Here is a 19,818-nt window from a genome sequence, read left to right as displayed (position 1 = left end):
AGAATCAATGGTGGTGGGCACATTTATAATGTTAATGCAGCACAAAAATATCGATTTCTTGATCAATTACCTAACACCAAGCTAAATTAGCAAGCCTCCCCCATTTGACAGATCTAATTTTGCCCCTAAACCCTGTAAAATAGCAAATAAATCTTGCAAATTCAAGGAAGATTTCTTAACTTAGCACCAAATATTAAATCTTTTTTTAATATTTTAAAAGATTTTTTCCTGACAAATTTAGCGATCAAAATATACCCGACCCTTAGTCGGGTTTTATTTTTGTTCCTTACTGCAATACCATATGAACTCGCCAGAAGTTGCCATCCTAAAATACAATGCGGGCAATATCAGATCCGTAATGATCGCGCTTGAAAGACTAGGAGTAAAAAGTGTACTAACAGATGATCCGGATATTCTTATCAAAGCAGAAAGAATCATCTTTCCGGGAGTAGGAGAAGCCGGAACCGCCATGAAAAGTTTGAAGGAAAAGGGTCTGGACCAACTGATCCCCACCCTGAAACAACCATTTTTAGGCACCTGTGTAGGCATGCAATTGCTATGTAAATCTTCAGAGGAAAGCCATACGGAATGTATAGGCATATTTGATGTTGAGGTTATTAAATTCCGAACAGATGGTCCTGAAAAGATACCACAGACGGGATGGAATAGCATACAAAACTATCGTACTCCTCTTTGCAATGGCCTGGAAAACGGGTCATATGTCTACTACAACCACGGCTATTATGCCCCATTATGCGCAGATACGGTAGCGGAAACAGACTATATACAGCCGTACTCAGCCATCTTACAGAAAGACAATTTTTTTGCCTGCCAATTTCACTCGGAAATCAGTGGAAAAGTAGGAGAGCAAATATTTAAGAACTTTTTAACTCTATGATTCAAATCATTCCGGCCATCGACTTGATTGATGGAAAATGTGTTCGTTTAACCCAAGGTGATTACGAACAAAAGAAAGTTTACAATGAAAACCCCTTGGAGGTAGCAAGGCAGTTTGAAGATGCCGGGATTACCCGATTGCACTTGGTAGATCTGGATGGCGCTAAAGAAAAGAGAATCATCAACCATAAAGTATTGGAGTCAATAGCTTCGAAAACCTCCTTACAGATAGATTTTGGAGGTGGACTCCAATCTGACGAGGACTTACGGATAGCATTTGAATCCGGAGCCAAGCAGATTACAGGAGGGAGTATTGCTGTAAAAAAACCGGAAATATTCTTGAATTGGCTAAGTACTTATGGATCTGAAAAGATCATTCTAGGAGCAGATGCAAAAGATGAAATGATAGCAGTATCCGGTTGGCAAGAAACCACAGAACTTCCCTTGATGGACTTCTTAGCAGATTATATCCAAAAAGGGGTTCGATATTCTATCAGCACGGATGTAGCAAAAGATGGTCTATTGCAGGGTCCCTCCACAGCTTTGTACCAAAGAATTTCGGAGAATTTCCCGGAACTAAAACTTATAGCCAGTGGAGGAATCAGTAGGATGCAAGACATTGAAGACTTGGACGCACTGAAGATATTTGGAGTCATAGTGGGTAAAGCCATCTATGAAAATCGGATTTCATTAAAGGATATAGAGCGATTTTATGCTAACTAAGAGAATAATACCTTGTCTTGACATCAAAGACGGCAGAACGGTAAAGGGCACAAATTTTGTCAACCTCAAAGATGCAGGTGATCCTGTAGAATTAGCCAGGATCTATGCAGATGAAGGGGCTGATGAATTGGTATTTTTGGATATCACTGCAACGGTAGAAAACCGTAAGACCTTACTGGATTTAGTAGATAAAGTGGCCCATGCTATCAATATTCCTTTCACCGTAGGAGGGGGAATTGGCAGTGTGCAAGACGTATCCCTTCTACTTCAAGCAGGCGCTGATAAAATCTCCATCAACTCTGCTGCAGTTAGAAATCCGGAATTAGTCTCTGCCCTTTCCTCAGAATTTGGCAGCCAATGTATCGTGGTGGCCATTGACACCCGAAGAGTAGAAGGAAAGGACATAGTCCACACCCATGGAGGAAGAAAACCTACAGATTTAGAGACTTGGGAATGGGCAAAAAAGGTTGAGGAGCTAGGTGCGGGAGAGATTTTGTTAACCTCTATGGATGCTGATGGTACTAAGAATGGCTTTGATATCGAGATTACTTCCAAAATCTCCAGATCTCTGGGTATACCGGTGATTGCCTCCGGTGGTGCCGGACAAATGGAGCATTTTCTGGATGTATTTCAGGAGGGCTTTGCAGATGCAGCCTTAGCTGCCAGTATCTTCCATTTCAAGGAGATCAGCATCCCTGAGTTAAAAACTTATCTGAAAGAAAAAAATCTACCGATAAGATTTTAAGAATCTGCCAATTTGCCATTAAATTTATAGATGGCATAGGGTTTGAACATGTACAGATCGATTGATCAATTGCCATTTTGGCAGCAAATGAAGAAATAAATGCTAGATTTCGATAAAATAGGATTGTCTGGAAAGAACATTGAGAGTGTGGAAATGATTGAAATCAATTCCCCTGAGGAGGTGATCAGTGACGAAAAGAATCTACCTGATACCCTTTCCATACTACCCTTGAGAAACACGGTACTTTTCCCTGGAATCGTGATTCCGGTAACTGTTACCCGCACCAAAGGCATTAAACTGGTAAAAAAAGCGTATAAGGGGGATAAAACCTTAGGCATACTTTCTCAAATCAAACAGAGCAGCGAAGAGCCTACAGGTGAAGAACTATACAAAGTGGGAACCATAGCTAACATTCTAAAGATGTTAGTCCTACCTGACGGTAACGTAACCATCATCCTTCAGGGAAGAAGAAGATTTAGGGTAGAAGAATACGTACAAACGGAGCCTCATTTACAGGCCAGGGTAACTTATCTTCCTGATAATTTCCCTAGCCAAAAGAAGAAAGAGACCAAAGCTCTCATCCAAAGCTTAAAAGAAGCTGCAGTTAGCATCACTAATCTCAATCCTGAGATCCCGAAAGATGCTCAGATTGCGATCAACAACATAGACTCTCTAGTCTTTTTGACGCATTTCTTATCTTCTAATCTTAATGTCAGTTTATCTGATAAGCAACTGCTGCTTGAAACCTTAGACGGTTACGAGCATGCCACTCGCTTATTAGAGCATATGCATAAGGAGATCGAGGTATTAGAGATCAAGAAAGATATCCAGAGCAAAGCTTCTTACGATATTGATCAACAACAGAGAGAATATTACTTGCGCCAACAAATCAAGGTCTTGCAAGAAGAGCTAGGCATGGATTCCCCTGACCAGGAGGTGGAGAAACTTCGTACGAAAGGTGCTAAGAAAAAATGGTCAGTGGACACGAATGATCATTTCAATAAGGAACTGAATAAGATCATGAGGACGAATTCCATGTCTCCGGAGTATGGAATTGCCCTGAGTTATGCAGAGCTACTTGTAGATCTACCTTGGAATGAATATAGCAAAGACAATTTCTCTCTAAGCAGAGCAAAGAGAATCTTAGACAGTGACCACTTTGGTTTAGAAAAAGTAAAAGAAAGAATTCTAGAATATTTGGCTGTCTTAAAGCTTAGGAATGACATGAAGGCTCCGCTTTTATGTCTCTATGGCCCTCCAGGCGTAGGTAAGACTTCACTGGGAAAATCTATAGCCAAAGCATTGGGTAGAAAATATGTACGGATGGCGCTGGGAGGTTTACATGACGAGGCGGAGATCCGTGGTCATAGAAAAACCTATATCGGAGCCATGCCGGGTAAGATTATTCAAAACATTCAGAAAGCCGGTTCAAGTAATCCGGTTTTTGTCTTGGATGAAATTGATAAGATCTCCAGAGATCATAGAGGGGATCCCTCAAGTGCGCTATTAGAAGTTTTGGACCCTGAACAAAACAATGCATTTAAGGACAACTATCTGGAAGTAGAATATGATCTCTCTAAGGTTATGTTCATAGCTACAGCGAACTCCTTGGATACCATCCAACCTGCCTTGAGAGACAGGATGGAAATCATTGAGTTAAGTGGTTATACGGTAGAAGAGAAGGTAGAAATCGCTAAAAGGCACTTGCTTCCTAAGCAACTGGAAATGCATGGACTGCAATCTGCTGACTTAAAACTTAGTTCAGCGGCTTATTTGAGAGTTATTGAAGGATACACTAGAGAATCAGGTGTACGTAATTTGGAACAAAAGATAGGATCAGTGGTTCGTAAGATAGCTAAGAGTGTGGCCATGGGAGAAGAATACCCTAAAGTACTCTCCCCTGCTGACATCGAAAAGCTATTGGGTAATCCTACATTCGATAAAGACCTGTATGAAGGCAATGAACTTGCCGGAGTAGTTACCGGGCTTGCTTGGACACCTGTGGGTGGAGATATCTTATTTATTGAATCAAATGTAAGTAAGGGCAAAGGTCAATTGACACTTTCCGGTCAGTTAGGCGACGTGATGAAAGAATCTGCCATCACTGCATTATCATATCTAAAATCACATGCAGATGACCTGGGCATTGATTATAAGGTCTTCTCTAACTATGACCTACATATTCACGTACCACAAGGAGCTGTTCCAAAAGACGGCCCTTCTGCAGGTATCACGATCCTGACTTCTATAGCATCCATATATACCCAAAGGAAAGTAAAGAACAATTTAGCCATGACCGGTGAGATCACCTTGAGAGGCAAAGTCCTTCCTGTGGGTGGAATTAAAGAAAAGATCCTTGCTGCGAAGAGAGCAAATATCAAGGAAATTATCATGTGTTATAAAAACAGAAAGGACGTAGAGGAGATTGGAGAGCAGTATACCAAAGGACTTACTTTCCACTACGTAGACTATGTATCGGAGGTTTTAGAGATCGCATTGCTGAATCAAAAGGTGAAGAAGCCTATCCAATTTGAATTTAAAAGCGAAGAACCAAAGTCTTAAAAACTGATTTTTGTCATTGTTTTTATCTTTCCAAAAGCTTAATTTTGAAATAAAAGCGTATGGAAATGTCTGAAACAGTGCAACATCTGGTGGAGTCGGCCAAGATATATCAAATGGTCACCGAGAGACTAGACTTGATTCAGTCTCACACCTTCGAATCAGAACTTATAGAGTGGATTCTGGACATTTACAGCCAGGACGAACCTCCAGTTGAAGGCCTGCAGAAGTTTTCCATGCCGCAAGTCATGTACTATCTGCAGGCTTCTCATAAACTTTACCTATCTAAAACTCTTCCGGAAATAGAACAATCCATGGCACATATCCAAAAGCGCCATGATGATACACTCCTTCATGCATTGATTCTATTTTTCAATCACTACAAGATAGATTTCCTGGAGCATATCCGTATGGAGGAAAGGGATCTCTTTCCTTATCTGAAGAAATTACATGAAATTGACCCTCAATCTACCTCAAAGGAGGAGATTGCTACCTTACTCTCTCAGTCACCTATGGAGAAGTTTGAACATGATGCCATAGAAGATGAATTGAAACGAGTATCAGATATTATTCATCATTACTGCGGACATGAGGAAGTTCCTTTGCCTTTTAAAGTCTTCCTAAACCAGGTTGAAATCTTTGAGATGGATCTCAGAAAGCATGCCTTCATTGAAGATCATGTTCTCATGCCTATGGCGCAAAGAAAGGAAGCAGAATTAAAGGCATTGATATGAGAATCATCACCCTTTTGCTTTGCTTTTTAAGCTTCTCGGGAATAGCACAGGAGTTTAAGATTATAGGATATTACATGCCTACCTCGGAAAAGGTAAACTTTGATCATTATACTCATATCAATTATTCCTTTGCTATCCCGGCACCTAGTGGGGACACCTTACTCCCATTAAGAAATCCGGAGAGGGTAATGGAATTAGTTAAAGACCTACATAAACAAGGCAAAAAGGTCTTTATTTCAGTTGGGGGCTGGGGAATTGGAGATGCTCCTGGAGATGACACACGTTTCCACAAAATGGCTGAAACAGAAAAAGGCAGAAGAACCTTCATTAACAGCACGCTGAACCTGGTTAAGACCTACGGATTTGACGGAGTAGATTTAGATTGGGAATATCCGGACGAAGATTCCCCTTCTGCTGATCAATATGTGGAACTAGTTAAAGGGCTACATACGGCCTTACACAAAGAAAACAAAGAGCTGACTGCAGCTGTCATTTCTTATGGCAGAAAAGGTTATGGCATAAAAAATGAAGCCTTTAATTATCTGGATTGGATCAATCTCATGGCCTACGATGATGATTATGGCTCCGAAGAGATTAAAGCCCATTCCCCATATGCCTTAGCCCAAAAGTCTATAGACTATTGGTTAAAAGAAAGAAAACTTCCTGCACATAAGGCAGTACTGGGCTTACCCTATTACTCAAAGAAAGGCCATGGTCAATATGGACCATCCTATAAGGATCTTTTAAAAGATGGAGCCAGCCCCTATGATGACTATTGGAAAGGGGCTTTTTATAATGGCATATTTACTATCCAAAACAAGACCCGCCTAGCCAAGGACCTAGGTCTTGCAGGAGTGATGGTTTGGGAAATAAGACATGACACCTCGGATGAGTATTCTTTAGTACGTGCCATCTACCAGGCATCTAAGTAATCTCCAAGATTTAGATAAAATATTACAAAAAAATAAAATAGTATGCTTGCATAACATTGTAGAAATTCATTACTTTGTAATTAGTATGCTTGCATACTATTGTTAATGAACTTTCAAAATATTACTACTCATGTCAAGTGTATCACTTAAAGGCGGAGAATTCCTAATCAAAGAAACTGACGCCTCACAGATCTTTATACCGGAAGAATTTTCCGAAGAACAGCAGATGATAGCGGAGACTTGTAGGGATTTCCTAAAAGCTGAGATTCATCCAAGATTGGACGAGATTGACAAAGCAGGAAGTCCAGAGCTTATCTCTTCTTTAATGGACAAAGCGGGAGAATTAGGTTTACTTGGCACGGCAGTTCCTGAAGAATATGGTGGTTTTGGTATGAACTTCAATACTTCTATGTTAGTAGCAGAAGTATTGGGAGCAGGTCATTCATTCTCTGTAGCACAATCAGCACATACGGGTATAGGAACATTACCAATAGTATATTATGGCAATGAAGAGCAAAAGGCTAAATACCTTCCTAAACTAGCTAGTGGTGAATGGAAAGCAGCGTACTGCCTAACTGAACCGGATTCAGGATCAGACGCAAACAGCGGAAAGACCAAAGCTGAGCTAACGGAGGATGGCAAGTTCTATAAAATTAACGGACAGAAGATGTGGATCACTAACGGTGGTTTCGCAGACATTTTTATAGTATTTGCTAAGATAGAAGACGACAAGAACCTAACGGCCTTTATAGTAGAAAAATCATTTGGTGGTATCACTATGAATGAGCCGGAGCATAAGATGGGTATCAAAGGTTCAGACACACGTCAAATCTTCTTTAATGACTGTATGGTTCCAGTAGAAAACATGCTGTCTAAGAGAGAAAATGGATTCAAGATCGCCGTAAATATCTTAAACGTAGGTAGAATTAAGTTGGCAGTTGCCGCTGTTGGAGGTTCAAAAGGAGTTATAAATCACGCCATCAATTACGCAAATGAGCGCAAGCAGTTTGGCATCTCTATCGGACGTTTCGGAGCCATCAAGCATAAATTAGCAGAAATGGCCATTAGAATCTGGACAACAGAAACCGCCTGTTATAGAGCGGGTCAAAACATTGACGATCTGATAGACTCTTTAACCGCCAGCGGCATGAGTGATGCAGACGCAAAATTGAAAGCTCTAGAACAATATGCCATAGAATGTGCTATTCTAAAGGTAAACGGTTCTGAAACCTTAGATTATGTAGCTGATGAAGGCGTTCAAGTGTACGGGGGAATGGGATATTCTGCTGATGCCCCTATGGACAGAGCATATAGAGATTCCAGAATCAATAGAATTTTTGAAGGGACGAATGAAATTAACCGTATGCTGGTCTTAGATATGCTTCTAAAACGAGCTATGAAAGGTGAATTAGACCTTCTTGGACCTGCTACGGCTGTGGGTAAGGAAATCTTATCTATTCCGGAATTTGGTATGTCAGATGACGAGGAATTATTTGCTGCAGAAAAGAAAGCAATCAAGAACCTGAAGAAAACCGCTTTGATGATTGCAGGATCAGCTGTTCAGAAGTTCATGATGAAACTTTCCCATGAGCAGGAAATCCTAATGAATGTAGCAGATATTATAACAGAAGCTTATATTGCTGAATCTGCCTTCTTACGTGTTGAAAAACTCATTCGCCTAAAAGGAGAAGAAGCAGCATCCCTACAAAAAGATATCGCGCAAGTCTACCTTCAAAATGCAGTTGCCAAGGCTAGCATGGCTGGTAGAGAGGCCATATCTGCCTTCGCAGAAGGAGATGAACTTAGAGTAATGTTAATGGGCTTGAAACGCTTCACAAAAATTGAGCCTCTAAACACCAAAGACGCTCGAAGAAGAATAGCAGATGCTATGTTAGCAGAGAACAAGTACATATTCTAATACAAGTACAAATTCCAATAAAAAGGAGCCGCTCTTTGCGGCTCCTTTTGCTTATTTAGTGTATCTATAAGGCAAACTTTCAACTAATCCACTGACAGATCTTCTTCCCAAATCTTGAGGAGAATCAAACCCGGATCGAAGATACTCCTTCCCCTTATTGGTCCATATCACATCATTTAATTCCCCATCATATAGATGTAATGCCGTTAGCAGACCATTAAAACCGGTAAATCCTCTTCTAAAGTTGTATTCTACATCAGAAGAACCAAAGATAACAGCATCTACGCCCAAAATATCTGCCACCTTAGCCTTATCCATGGCCATTAAACGCGAAAAACTAATACCGGACTCCTCTAATCTCCGATTAGTAGTCAAATAATCTTGAACGGTAATGTTCCACTTCTTCTTAGTAACTTTTTTCTGAAGTGTCAAGAAAGCCTCTTTTTGCAGATCTATGCCGGCAATACGCTCTTGCTCAACCCAGGGAACACTAGTAGACCTCATCCCTTCCTTATAATCTTCACTAAAGCGAACTTGGAAAGGCAATACAGCTACCCTATGATGCTCACTAATTCGAGCCTCTCCATCAGGGCGTGTAAACTGCTGAGAAGACTTACACGAAGCTAAACTCAACATTAAACTTATTACTAAAATAATCTGTTTCATAAAGTAGATATTTACCTCTTAGACCTTATAAAGGGCTATAAGGTTTAAAATTGGCGCATAAAAAACTATGAATAAAATATTTACAGAAAGGTTTTTAAATCCAATTTTATATGTTATCTTTGCAGCCCGATTAAGACAGAAATAATATTATAATATAATGGCAAAGAAAGGAAACAGAGTTCAAGTGATATTGGAATGTACTGAACATAAGGCCTCAGGAGTACCTGGAATGTCCAGATATATCACTACCAAGAACCGTAAGAACACTACTTCCAGATTGGAGTTGAAAAAATACAATCCTGTTTTGAGAAGAGTTACGCTTCACAAAGAAATCAAGTAATCTCACTTTAAACTAGTATAGAGAAATGGCAAAGAAAGTAGTTGCGACCCTGAGAGACAAGTCAGCTTTGAAAAGCTTCGCTAAAGTTATCAAGGCGGTTAAGAATGAAAAAACAGGAGCATATACCTTTAAAGAAGAAATGGTAGCTGCGGATAACGTAGCTGAAGCTTTAAAGTAATCTGTATTCCTTAAGACATAGATAGCCTTACCGGTGACGGTTAAGGCTTTTTTGCATTGTATGAAATCTTACAAATACACTCTTACGGTACAAGAAGAAGATCTGGATGAGCTACTTCATGTAAACAATGTAGTCTACCTTAAATATCTACAAGAGGCTGCAATAGCACATTGGAATACACTCGCTACGGAAGAGATCCGAGATTCCATACGATGGATTGTAAGAAAACATGAAATAGAGTATCTTTCATCAGCAGGCTTAGGAGATAATCTGGAAATAACTACCTGGGTCAATACCGCAGAAGGGGTAAGTAGTGAAAGAGCTTATGAAATCAGGGACGAAGGTAAGCTATTGGTAAAAGCCAGAACTTTGTGGATTTCTGTAGATCCTTCAAGTCTAAAACCCAAAAGGATAAGTGAAAAGATCAAAGATATTTTAGGAGTGCCCGGTACTTAAACCCGGGCACTCATTTTTATTATTTTTGGAACAACTCATCAAAGGATAGAGACACAAAGTAAGTACTTCCCACCATTGAACTACCAAAAGCTTGGAAATACGGTTTACCACCAATATTCGTTCCACCTATTTTCAAGATAGATTTAATAGAAGGTAATTTAGCACTGATCTGAGCGTCTATGTTCGTAATAGCCGGTACCATGGTGTTTGTAAAGAACACCTGGTTTGCATCTGTAGGCACACCAAAGCTTGACTGCCAGGTAAACTTAGTCTGATGACGTAGGTTTACGTTAAATCCAAACTTCTGACCACTGATCAAACGCTTACCGAAAGACACATTATACGTATATTCAGGAGAGTTAAATCCGGCATATAATTGCTCAGGAGAAGGTTTAAATCCTTTCAACTTGTTATGGGATACATTAACCCCGACATTATATCCCTTGTTCAATGAATAATTCATTTGAGCAGCCCAGCCATCAACCGTTATGATCTCTTCCGTATTAGATGGCCTTGAATATCCATTATATAAACCGGCACCAATTCCAGACTCTTTTGGAAGACCAGGAACTGCAGGCGATGGAGCAGTCGGAACCACTATACTAGTAGCACCAATATAGTTTTCGTACTTACTATAGTAGTAGTAAGCATCCACAAATAGCTTTTTACCAATCAGGCCTTTGTAACCTATTTCATAAGTAGTAATCTTTTCTGGCTTCAACTTCTTAGCCTGATACTTAGGCAATGCCGCCACTCCATATGCAGGAGCTAATTGAGAAGTCACTCCAGGAAGATTCGATTGTAAAGCACCTGGTAATGCACCTGCAATATTGGTTTGAATAGCTTGAGTAACTTGAGCATCTGTATTGCTTGCAATCTGCTGTTTCACCGGATCAGATGCCATCTGCGCAGCAACACCTTGCTGAATAGCAGCTTCCGCCATAGAGGCAGGAAGCTGACCTGCTTCCACCATGGCCTGAACACTCTGAGTCACGGCAGCGGTTACAGCTTGCTGTACGGCGGCAGTAACTTGTTGCTCAATAAACGGACGCTGAGCATTTACAGCATTAGTTACCTGCTGAGTTACTTGCTGAGTAATGATCGTTGTAGCATGTGCTTGCGCCTTTGCCAAGATACTACTTTGAGTTTCTGCATCGAAATAGTTCAAACCTTTAGCAGAAAATTGATCCAAAGTATACTTTGTAATACCTCCAGCTAGGTTATAAGCAGCAATACGATCAAATTCAGGTAATCCGCCTATCAATGTACCATCCGGAGTCCTTAGATTGATGTATTGGTTTTGAGTGGTAGGAATACGGAAACCGGTCTGGTAAGACAATCTGACGTTATTGTTAGCCCAAGAGAAAATACCGGAGACACGTGGAGAGAACTGCCCATCGAAGTTATCGTTCTTATCGTAACGAACAGAACCTACTAACTTAAAGTGATCATTCCAAAAACTCTTTCCGGCTTGTGCATACGCACCGTACTCGTTGATCTTGATGATACCATCACGACCTTCCGCCATATCATTAAATAGAGTACCTTCAGATCTTAAATTATACACCCTATAGTTACCGCCTACAATTAAGTCCATAAACTTAATTTCATTCTTGAAATTATATAGACCTTCAAAGTGCACTAAGTTAGATCTATCTAGGAATCCACCTCCACCGTTAACGATAGGTAGATTATTGAATTCTTTTGCCTTAGCCTTTAGTGCATCACCTGTAGGAATTCCTTGATCTGCATAAGATCTAGCGGCTAAATGAGCTTGATCAGCTACTGCCCCTGATTGAAGGGCTGTCAGGTAAGCTCCTACATATTCCCCGAACCAGGTAGCATGAGGCTTCACTTGGTTTAAGATTTGAACAGATGACAATCCTAAGAAAGCTGACTCCCCGGAGTTTTCTCTAGTGGTATATGCTCTAAGATTAAAATTATCCCCTTTCAATTCTAATTTGGCTTGAGATATATTAAAGTCTTTTAACGAGTATCTACCAGTACCTGTATATAATGTAGTACCGTAGCCTGAATTAAATTGACCTATGATTTCCAATTTCTCTGTAGGTCTGTAATGTAAGGCTATATTACCTTTAATGGAGTGGGTCTCACTATCCACCATATCTGACTCTTTGAAACCTGTACGGCTTACAAAAGCATTCGGAACCATTGCGGCAGCCTGAGAGGTAATCAAACCTCTTTCTACCATACTTGCTGCTACGGTAGATAAATTTGCCCTAACTTCATCCCCATAAACGTTAAGCCCATTGTAGTCTAAATCAACACCAGGACCTCTGGTGCCATTCTCTACTCCACCCACGTTTAAGTTAGTAAAGTTTCTGGCCTGCCAGTCATCTGCAGTCAAGTATGCAAAGTTTACTTTGAAAGCCAACTTATCATTAAAGGCCTTCGCAAAACGAATAGATGCATCGTAGAACGGAGTATTCACCTTAGTTCTACCCTCTTCATGCATCACACCACCGCGCAGGGTAGCGCTTAATCCTTGATATAAGAAAGGAGACTTCGAGTTCATTAATATAAGACCATTGATGGCATTAGGACCATACAACGCAGAAGCAGCACCGGGTAGGATCTCTACTGACTCCACATCTAATTCCGGCATACCTACAATATTATCTACTGCAAAGTTCAGCGCAGGAGACATATTGTCCATACCATCAATCATCTGTACCACTCTAGGGTTACCCGTAGAACCAAAACCACGCATGTTTACAGATTTAAATAATAAACCCTGGGTAGTCAGGTTGATTCCTTTCATATTACCCATAGCGTCGTAAAAGTTTGGAGAGGTGGTCTCACGGATCATTCTTAAATCTACCTTCTCAACGGTAACAGGAGATTTCATCTCACTTTCAGAAACCCTTGAGGCAGATACCACTAATTCTTGACCTAGAATACTTTGATCTTCCAAAAGGATGTGCAGATTTACTCCGTTCTTCTCTACAGTCACTTCTTGTGGCTTATAACCTACTGAGGAGATAATAAGCTCAAAAGGAGCAGGTGTGTTAGTGCTGAGTTTGAACTTTCCGCGGATGTCACTAATGGTCCCGGCGACCTTTCCTTTTATTTGGATGCTTGCCCCTACTAAGGGCTCCTTTGTCTTAGCATCTTCAATTGTACCTGAGACCTCTGTCTGGGCAATTGCCGACAAGGTGCAACAGAATAACAGGCAGATAAAAAGGTAAAATCTGCTACCTGGAGATAAAGGTAAATTCATATGTATTTATTGTATATAAGGTTTTACTTGTCTCTACAATGATAAAAATAAAAAAGTAATTTTGTACAATTTTTTAACAAAAAATTACAATTTTTTTTTAAGCATAAAAATAGACAAATATTTCCCCTATACAAGTACAGAACCAAACCTTTGTAAATCAGAAAATTATACGTAAATAATGCAGTGCAAGCGTTTGAATGAGTCCGGCCACTAAGCCACAAATAAGCATTTTTTGAAGAATCTCATTTTTTGGAAAACGAAATTTCAAAGCTAGGAATGTTCCTAAAACAGGGGTAAAAAGAAAAGGAGTCAAAAGCGCCACTCCCCAAAGACCTAGGCGAGCTTTAACCTTCACCGCCAACCTGTTCATTCGAGTAAATACTCTACGCTTCTTTTTAAGGGAGGTAAAACCAAATATCGCACGTAACCTTTCACCGAATTTGGAAGTCCTCAACCAGTTATTCCCGTACGTAATCAAGAATACCGTTAACATCATCCCCGCAGCGGAACATAGCGTGGTCTCTATCAATGACATGCCTAATGCTATTCCCGCCACAGGACCACCCACAAACTTAAATGTAGCGGCTAGTGCAACTGCTATGTATTCTGAAATCGGATCCATGCCTCTAATAAACAAGGGATTATTACACTAAATTCCATACCCTTTAAAAAATATTTCGCCTAGTATCTTGCATTACAAAGTACTGTGTTTATATTTGTAGCGAAAAAGCTATTATTCTTTAACCTCAAAGCAGTATGAATTTAGAAAACGCACAAGTGCAAATGCGGAAAGGTATCTTAGAATACTGCATTCTACAGATCATTTCACGAGGAGAAGTTTACGCATCAGAAATTCTAGAAGAGCTACTAACAGCTAAAATTATGGTGGTAGAGGGAACCTTATACCCACTTCTGACTCGATTAAAGAATGCAGAACTTCTGGATTATAAATGGATAGAATCCTCTTCCGGACCACCTAGAAAATACTATGTTCTAACAGAGAAAGGGGAAATTTTCTTAAAAGCCCTATCAAGCACATGGGAAGAACTCTCATCTTCAGTAAATGCCATTGTTTCAAAAAATTAAAAAGATGAAAAAGACATTACAGATAAATATAGGCGGATTTTTCTTTACCATAGAGGAAGAAGCATATCAGCAATTGAACCAATACTTAAGTTCTCTCAAGAACTACTTTTCCACCTATGAAAGTTGCGAAGAAATCATCCAGGATATCGAAGCCAGAATAGCAGAGAAATTCTACGCAGAATCTTCAGACATTATTGAAAAGGAGGATGTACAAGCCTTGATAGCCTCTATGGGCTCTGTTTCAGACTTTGAAGCCTTAAAAGAGGAAGAGGATTTACAGACACCCAAACCTGAGATTAAACCTGAGAATACCGTTACAAGAGAAAAATGGTTTAGAGATGGCAAAAGAAAAGCTCTAGGTGGTGTCCTGGCCGGACTAGCTTACCGATATAAATTCGATGTAATCTGGGCCAGAATGATCTTTATCGTATTCGCTTTAGGTCTTATAGGCGAAGGCGTAGGACCAGGGCTTATCATCACCTACCTTGCGCTATGGATCTTCCTTCCTGTAAGTAATGAGCTGGAAGATCAACCTAGCGTTCGCAAGTTCTATAGAGATCCAGAAGGCAAGGTTATAGCAGGGGTAGCATCAGGCTTAGCCAAATACTTCCAAATGGATGTTAAAATAATGAGGATCATCTTCTTGGGCAGCCTGTTTTTGGTATTCGGCTTAATCCTTTACTTCTTACTTTGGATCTTAGCACCCTATGCTCATTCAGTGACCCAAAAACTCCAACTAGAAGGACAAGCATTGACCATTGAGAACATAGAAAAATCTGTAAAAAGCAAAGAAACCGAAACGCCTAAAAGAGAAAGTACCCTTTCTAAAATACTATTGTTCCCTTTTAGAATAATTGGATTATTCTTTAGCTTTCTAGGTAGACTAGTCAAACCCTTTGCCCTCATCCTAAAAATAATGGCAGGTATATTCCTCATGTTTATAGGTATCTCTGCTGCCTTCTCTATCATCGTGGCTTTAAGTGTATTCTTTGGGATTCTGAGCGCTTCAGAATGGATACAATTTGGCGACTTAGAAGTACAAAAACTGCTCGCAGAAATCCATCCATTAGGCGCTGTTTTCATCTTCTTTGCCGTATTTATCCCTGCCATAGCCTTAATCTTTGCCGGAGCTATGCTAACCGTTGGAAAGAATTTCGGCAACCGTAATTTCTGGCTTACTCTACTATTAATCTGGTTTACTGGAATGGTTGGAAGTATCTCTTTTGGAACAAAAATCTCATTAAACTACGCTCATAGAACCGTAGAAGTAGAAGAAGTGACCTATGACTTAGAGCCTAATAAGATCCTGTTGATAGATGTGCCAAATAATGATGTGAATAACACTCAGTCTAAACCATATATAACTTTCAGTGGAACAAACTTTGATAAAGTTTATGTCACTAGAAAAGCTATTGCTAATGGCCCTTCAAAAGAACAAGCAAGAATCTTTGCACAAAGTATCAAATATGGAATTACCAAGTCTGATACAGCCCTAGTTTTTGACCATTACTTAGACATACCTGAAAACCATCCCTATAGAAACCAAGAACTTAGAATCGAAGTAGAAATACCAAAAGGCAAGCCTTTCAAATTCAGTAAACGGTTCCTTGAAATACAAAATAGACCTAGAGCCATCAATGACTTCAATTATGACAGCAATGGTGAAAGTATTTTCATGTACAATGACAACAATGAATTAACTTGTTTAAACTGTCCGGAAATTGATCCATACACTGCCATTGACACCGAGAAAAACCTACGAGAATTTAATGAAGAGTTTACCGGCTGGGAAAATATGCGCTTTAAAGATACTTTGAACTTGAATTTTGAGAACCTTAAGCTATCTGACAAATTCAAAGTAGTACTTACTAAAGGAGAAAAGAGTCAAGTAATTCTTTATTCTAATTATAAATCTTCCATAGAGAACACCCAAGCTAAAACCAAAGACAGAACTTTAATTTTATCTTATTTGGATCCATTCACTGATATGGAAGAATCTGTTTGGGTTTGGATTACAGTACCCATGACCCAGGATATACAGATAAACAATGGTTCTGCGTTTAAGATGTATGGATTTGATACTCTGCCAAACGTTAATATACAGATCAGTGGTAAAAGTAGGGCAGCCATTCAAGTCGATGCTAAATCTGCAAATATTGCTGTAGAAGACAAATCTGACCTCACCTTAAGAGGCCATATGGATAGAGTAACAATAAACGTAAAAGCAAAAAGTATACTTCGCGCAGAGGAAAGCACAATGGATGATGCAAGCATCACCGCCTCAGAAGTGAGTATTGTAGAATTAGGTAGAGTGAAGAACAAAAGAATTAAAGCCCATAAAGATTCCCTCGTAAAAACAGTAGAACAATAATTTATAGTGTTAGATATCAAAAAACAGGGAGGATTTTCCTCTCTGTTTTTTTAATGTACCTTCTTATATAAATCTACCGCGAAATCATCCGTCATCTGAGAAATATAATCCACTATTTTCTGCAGGTCAGCATAAACGGAGTGGCTTAATTTAACTGGCAGTAACCTCAGAATCTTCTTGGACCTCTCACTATTTTGTGTCACTAAGGCTTCACAGAAATCCTCCAATAATCCATACAATACATGATGTCCGGATAATTCCTTCTCAATCACACTGGGATGATTATAAATACGATCCACCGAGAACTTATTTAAGGCCTTTAGTGGCTCTTGTAAAGAAGAATCAAGCAGGTCGATCAAGGATTTATTCAAATTACCTTCAAGTATTTCCTTTTCATGATCAATGAAAGCTTTGACACACTCTTGAGTCAGATAATTTATAAGTAATGCCCGAAATAAGGATAATTTCTGCTCTTCATCCTCTATCTTTCCCCATTGCTTATCAAAATACTCCTCAAATGAGCTACCTTTTAATAAGGGACGTAATAATGTAGCCACCTCCTCAAAGCTCACTACTTTGAGTTTATATGCATCTTCTAAATCGATGATTCTATAACAAATATCATCTGCCGCCTCCACCAAATAAACAAAAGGATGACGAGCATAGCCCTTACCCTTCTGAGGTATATTCAAAGACCCAGCTACCTCTTCAAAATACGCCTTTTCAGAATCCATAAAACCTGATTTCTTCAAAGCCAAATCTCCCTTCTGAAAGCCGTTTAGGGAATCTACAGGATATTTAACTATGGATGCTAGAGTAGTATAGGTCAGCTTTAACCCGGAAGCAATAAACAGTGAAGTCAAGATGCGAAAAGCATTAGCATTACCTTCAAATTGTGTAAAATCCTTTACCTGAACCGGACTTAGATCAAACGTCCCCCATTTGGAAAAGAAATCTGCAAAGAATCCTCTTATAGCTTCTTCTCCGAAATGCCCAAAAGGAGGATTACCTATATCATGCGCCAGACAGGCCGTTTGAATCACATCAGAAAGCTCAAATCTATAAAACTCCTCCGCCTCCTCAGAGAATGTATGCTTCTCTGCCAATTTCTCCCCGGCTAATTTCCCTAAGGTTCTGCCTACTGAAGCCACCTCCAAACTATGGGTTAGTCGGTTATGCACAAAGAAATGTCCCGGAAGTGGGAAAACCTGGGTCTTGTTTTGAAGTTTTCTAAAAGGCGAAGAGAAAATGACCCTATCATAATCCCTAATATAAGCCCCTCTCCCAATACCTAAAGGTGTATTACCTGAACTGCCCAATCGTTTAGCAGAATATAAAGTCTCCCAGATCATTTCTTCTTAAATGTTAAATAAAGTCCACCAATAGAGATAAGTATCAGACTTATTACCGTCCATTGACCTAAAGACCCTCCATTGGGATCTTCCATAAGTTGTTGCAATTCCTTACCTTGAGTCCCTACATAAACCGCTAAAAGGGTCCTGGGAATCATCCCTAGGAAACCGCCAACAAGTATAGATCTAAATTTAGCGCCTGAAGCAGCGAAGATCAAATTAGTCACGGCAAAAGGAAACAAAGGGCTCAATTTGGTAAAAAAAATCACCTTTAGCTCATCCTCTCTAATCCTATTCATGACTTGCACCACTTTGGGGTCTTTATTAAGCCAATTTCTCACGAAACTAAAATCTACCAGCCTACTAAAACCATAAATGAGTACTATAGCCAGCATGTTAATCAACACTAAGAGAGGGAATGCCTTCCACCCCGCAAAAAAACCCATAACCAAAGCCAACAAGGTAGGAGGAATGATAGCAATGGCACAAAGTACTGCCAACAAGAAAGAGTATAGAAGCCAGGTATTAAAACCCCATTCGGCTATAATCTCCTGATGCTGAAAAAGGTAATATGTAAGATAAGATGAACTTAAAAGGGGCAGAATAGTAAAGATTACAAAACTGCCCCAACTAGTATATTTTGACCTTGAATTATGCATTCAGCTCCTTATATTCTGAATACACTTTATGAATACCTTCTTTTAAGTCAATGGAATGTTTCCAACCTAAACCATGAAGTTTAGATACATCCATTAACTTCCTTGGTGTACCGTCAGGCTTCTCGGTATTCCAGAAGATTTCGCCTTCGTAACCCACTTCCGCCTTAATGGTTTCCGCTAATTCCTTTATGGTGATGTCTACTCCAGTTCCAATGTTCACTAGTGTACTATCATTATAAGTGTCCATCAAATATACACATGCATCAGCTAAATCATCTGCATGTAAAAACTCACGCATAGGAGACCCTGTACCCCAGAGTTCTACTTGCGACTTGTTCTCCTTTTTCGCTTCATGAAACTTACGAATCATAGCAGGAAGAACATGAGAATTATTCAAATCATAATTATCATTTGGTCCGTAAAGATTAGTAGGCATTACAGAAATAAAATTACAGCCGTATTGATCTCTATACGCTTCACACATCTTGATACCGGCGATCTTAGCTATGGCGTAAGGCTCATTAGTAGGCTCCAAAGTACCCGTAAGCAAATACTCTTCCTTTAATGGCTGAGGAGCAAACTTTGGATAAATACAAGATGACCCCAAAAACATCAGTTTCTTCACCCCAATCAGATATGAACCATGGATGACATTGTTCTGAATCTGCAGGTTTTCAAACAGAAACTGCCCTTTATAAGTATTATTGGCTACAATTCCTCCTACCTTTGCGGCAGCTAGAAAAACGTATTCCGGCTTCTCTTCTTGTAGAAAAGCTTGCACAGCATTGTAGTCTCTTAAATCTAGCTCTTTAGAGGTTCTATAGACAATATTGGTATAACCTTTGGACTGTAGATTTCTAACGATAGCAGAGCCTACCATACCACGATGTCCGGCTACGTATATTTTTGCAGATTTTTCCAATTTATTTTTACGTTTTGGCGTTTTTACTAGAAACGACAA

18 protein-coding genes are annotated in these 19,818 nt (G+C 39.7%); 12 read left to right on the top strand and 6 right to left on the bottom strand.

The annotated features are described in order from the left end of the window. Positions 1–301 precede the first annotated feature (301 nt). The 7 genes from hisH to LBYS_RS14540 all read left to right on the top strand — a co-directional run bounded on the left by hisH (position 302) and on the right by LBYS_RS14540 (position 8,508). Positions 302–898: an imidazole glycerol phosphate synthase subunit HisH gene (hisH, locus tag LBYS_RS14570; RefSeq protein WP_013409610.1), complete on the top strand. Its 597-nt coding sequence runs from the start codon at positions 302–304 to the stop codon at positions 896–898. Then, the gene (hisA, locus tag LBYS_RS14565; RefSeq protein ID WP_013409609.1) at positions 895–1,620 is read left to right on the top strand and encodes a 1-(5-phosphoribosyl)-5-[(5-phosphoribosylamino)methylideneamino]imidazole-4-carboxamide isomerase; all 726 of its coding nucleotides are present in this window, start codon (positions 895–897) and stop codon (positions 1,618–1,620) included. The genes hisH and hisA overlap by 4 nt, the downstream gene beginning before the upstream one ends. Next, complete coding sequence (hisF, locus tag LBYS_RS14560; RefSeq protein ID WP_013409608.1) at positions 1,610–2,365, top strand: imidazole glycerol phosphate synthase subunit HisF; 756 nt, start codon at positions 1,610–1,612, stop codon at positions 2,363–2,365. The genes hisA and hisF overlap by 11 nt, the downstream gene beginning before the upstream one ends. A gap of 99 nt (positions 2,366–2,464) precedes the next feature. Beyond that, the gene (lon, locus tag LBYS_RS14555) at positions 2,465–4,927 is read left to right on the top strand and encodes an endopeptidase La (RefSeq protein WP_013409607.1); all 2,463 of its coding nucleotides are present in this window, start codon (positions 2,465–2,467) and stop codon (positions 4,925–4,927) included. A gap of 65 nt (positions 4,928–4,992) precedes the next feature. Then, positions 4,993–5,658 (top strand): hemerythrin domain-containing protein, encoded by a 666-nt coding sequence (locus tag LBYS_RS14550; protein WP_013409606.1) that lies wholly within the window; start codon positions 4,993–4,995, stop codon positions 5,656–5,658. Beyond that, complete coding sequence (locus tag LBYS_RS14545; RefSeq protein ID WP_013409605.1) at positions 5,655–6,590, top strand: glycoside hydrolase family 18 protein; 936 nt, start codon at positions 5,655–5,657, stop codon at positions 6,588–6,590. The genes LBYS_RS14550 and LBYS_RS14545 overlap by 4 nt, the downstream gene beginning before the upstream one ends. Positions 6,591–6,720: 130 nt before the next feature. Next, on the top strand, positions 6,721–8,508 hold the full coding sequence (locus tag LBYS_RS14540) for an acyl-CoA dehydrogenase FadE (protein WP_013409604.1): 1,788 nt from the start codon (positions 6,721–6,723) through the stop codon (positions 8,506–8,508). Positions 8,509–8,559: 51 nt separating this feature from the next. Here the strand turns inward: LBYS_RS14540 and LBYS_RS14535 are convergent, their stop codons facing one another. Next, entirely contained in the window at positions 8,560–9,174 is a 615-nt protein-coding gene (locus LBYS_RS14535) for a hypothetical protein (RefSeq protein WP_013409603.1), read from the bottom strand. 157 nt (positions 9,175–9,331) lie between these two features. Here LBYS_RS14535 and rpmG point away from each other — a divergent pair, with 157 nt between their 5' ends. From rpmG to LBYS_RS14525, 3 genes are read left to right on the top strand one after another with little or no spacing between them, the layout of a single operon-like run. Beyond that, positions 9,332–9,514: a 50S ribosomal protein L33 gene (rpmG, locus tag LBYS_RS14530; RefSeq protein WP_013409602.1), complete on the top strand. Its 183-nt coding sequence runs from the start codon at positions 9,332–9,334 to the stop codon at positions 9,512–9,514. 25 nt (positions 9,515–9,539) lie between these two features. After that, positions 9,540–9,692 carry a DUF4295 domain-containing protein gene (locus LBYS_RS18830; RefSeq protein WP_013409601.1) on the top strand — a complete coding sequence of 51 codons (153 nt, stop codon included), beginning with the start codon at positions 9,540–9,542 and terminating at the stop codon, positions 9,690–9,692. 60 nt (positions 9,693–9,752) lie between these two features. Then, the gene (locus LBYS_RS14525; protein WP_013409600.1) at positions 9,753–10,148 is read left to right on the top strand and encodes an acyl-CoA thioesterase; all 396 of its coding nucleotides are present in this window, start codon (positions 9,753–9,755) and stop codon (positions 10,146–10,148) included. Positions 10,149–10,167: 19 nt separating this feature from the next. Here the strand turns inward: LBYS_RS14525 and LBYS_RS14520 are convergent, their stop codons facing one another. Both LBYS_RS14520 and LBYS_RS14515 read right to left on the bottom strand, forming a co-directional pair. Beyond that, a complete protein-coding gene (locus LBYS_RS14520; protein ID WP_013409599.1) occupies positions 10,168–13,389 on the bottom strand; it encodes a TonB-dependent receptor in 3,222 nt (1,073 codons plus the stop codon). A 157-nt stretch (positions 13,390–13,546) separates the two neighbouring features. Continuing rightward, the gene (locus LBYS_RS14515) at positions 13,547–14,011 is read right to left on the bottom strand and encodes a hypothetical protein (RefSeq protein WP_013409598.1); all 465 of its coding nucleotides are present in this window, start codon (positions 14,009–14,011) and stop codon (positions 13,547–13,549) included. Positions 14,012–14,145: 134 nt separating this feature from the next. Between LBYS_RS14515 and LBYS_RS14510 the strand changes: the two genes are divergently transcribed. Continuing rightward, the gene (locus tag LBYS_RS14510; protein ID WP_013409597.1) at positions 14,146–14,475 is read left to right on the top strand and encodes a PadR family transcriptional regulator; all 330 of its coding nucleotides are present in this window, start codon (positions 14,146–14,148) and stop codon (positions 14,473–14,475) included. Between the two features lie 4 nt (positions 14,476–14,479). Continuing rightward, on the top strand, positions 14,480–16,846 hold the full coding sequence (locus tag LBYS_RS14505; RefSeq protein ID WP_013409596.1) for a PspC domain-containing protein: 2,367 nt from the start codon (positions 14,480–14,482) through the stop codon (positions 16,844–16,846). Between the two features lie 50 nt (positions 16,847–16,896). On the opposite strand, the gene dgt is transcribed toward LBYS_RS14505, so the two are convergent. Genes dgt through fcl form a run of 3 tightly spaced genes read right to left on the bottom strand, consistent with a single transcriptional unit; the run spans position 16,897 to position 19,779 of the window. Continuing rightward, a complete protein-coding gene (gene dgt, locus LBYS_RS14500; RefSeq protein ID WP_013409595.1) occupies positions 16,897–18,198 on the bottom strand; it encodes a dGTP triphosphohydrolase in 1,302 nt (433 codons plus the stop codon). Then, positions 18,195–18,857: a TVP38/TMEM64 family protein gene (locus LBYS_RS14495; RefSeq protein ID WP_013409594.1), complete on the bottom strand. Its 663-nt coding sequence runs from the start codon at positions 18,855–18,857 to the stop codon at positions 18,195–18,197. Before LBYS_RS14495 ends, dgt begins: the two co-directional genes overlap by 4 nt. Then, positions 18,850–19,779 carry a GDP-L-fucose synthase gene (fcl, locus tag LBYS_RS14490; RefSeq protein WP_013409593.1) on the bottom strand — a complete coding sequence of 310 codons (930 nt, stop codon included), beginning with the start codon at positions 19,777–19,779 and terminating at the stop codon, positions 18,850–18,852. Before fcl ends, LBYS_RS14495 begins: the two co-directional genes overlap by 8 nt. Between the last annotated feature and the right edge of the window lie 39 nt (positions 19,780–19,818).

It is taken from the genome of Leadbetterella byssophila DSM 17132 (assembly GCF_000166395.1).
Classification (GTDB): Bacteria; Bacteroidota; Bacteroidia; order Cytophagales; family Spirosomataceae; genus Leadbetterella; species Leadbetterella byssophila.
This window is presented reverse-complemented; position numbering and strand designations above follow the sequence as displayed.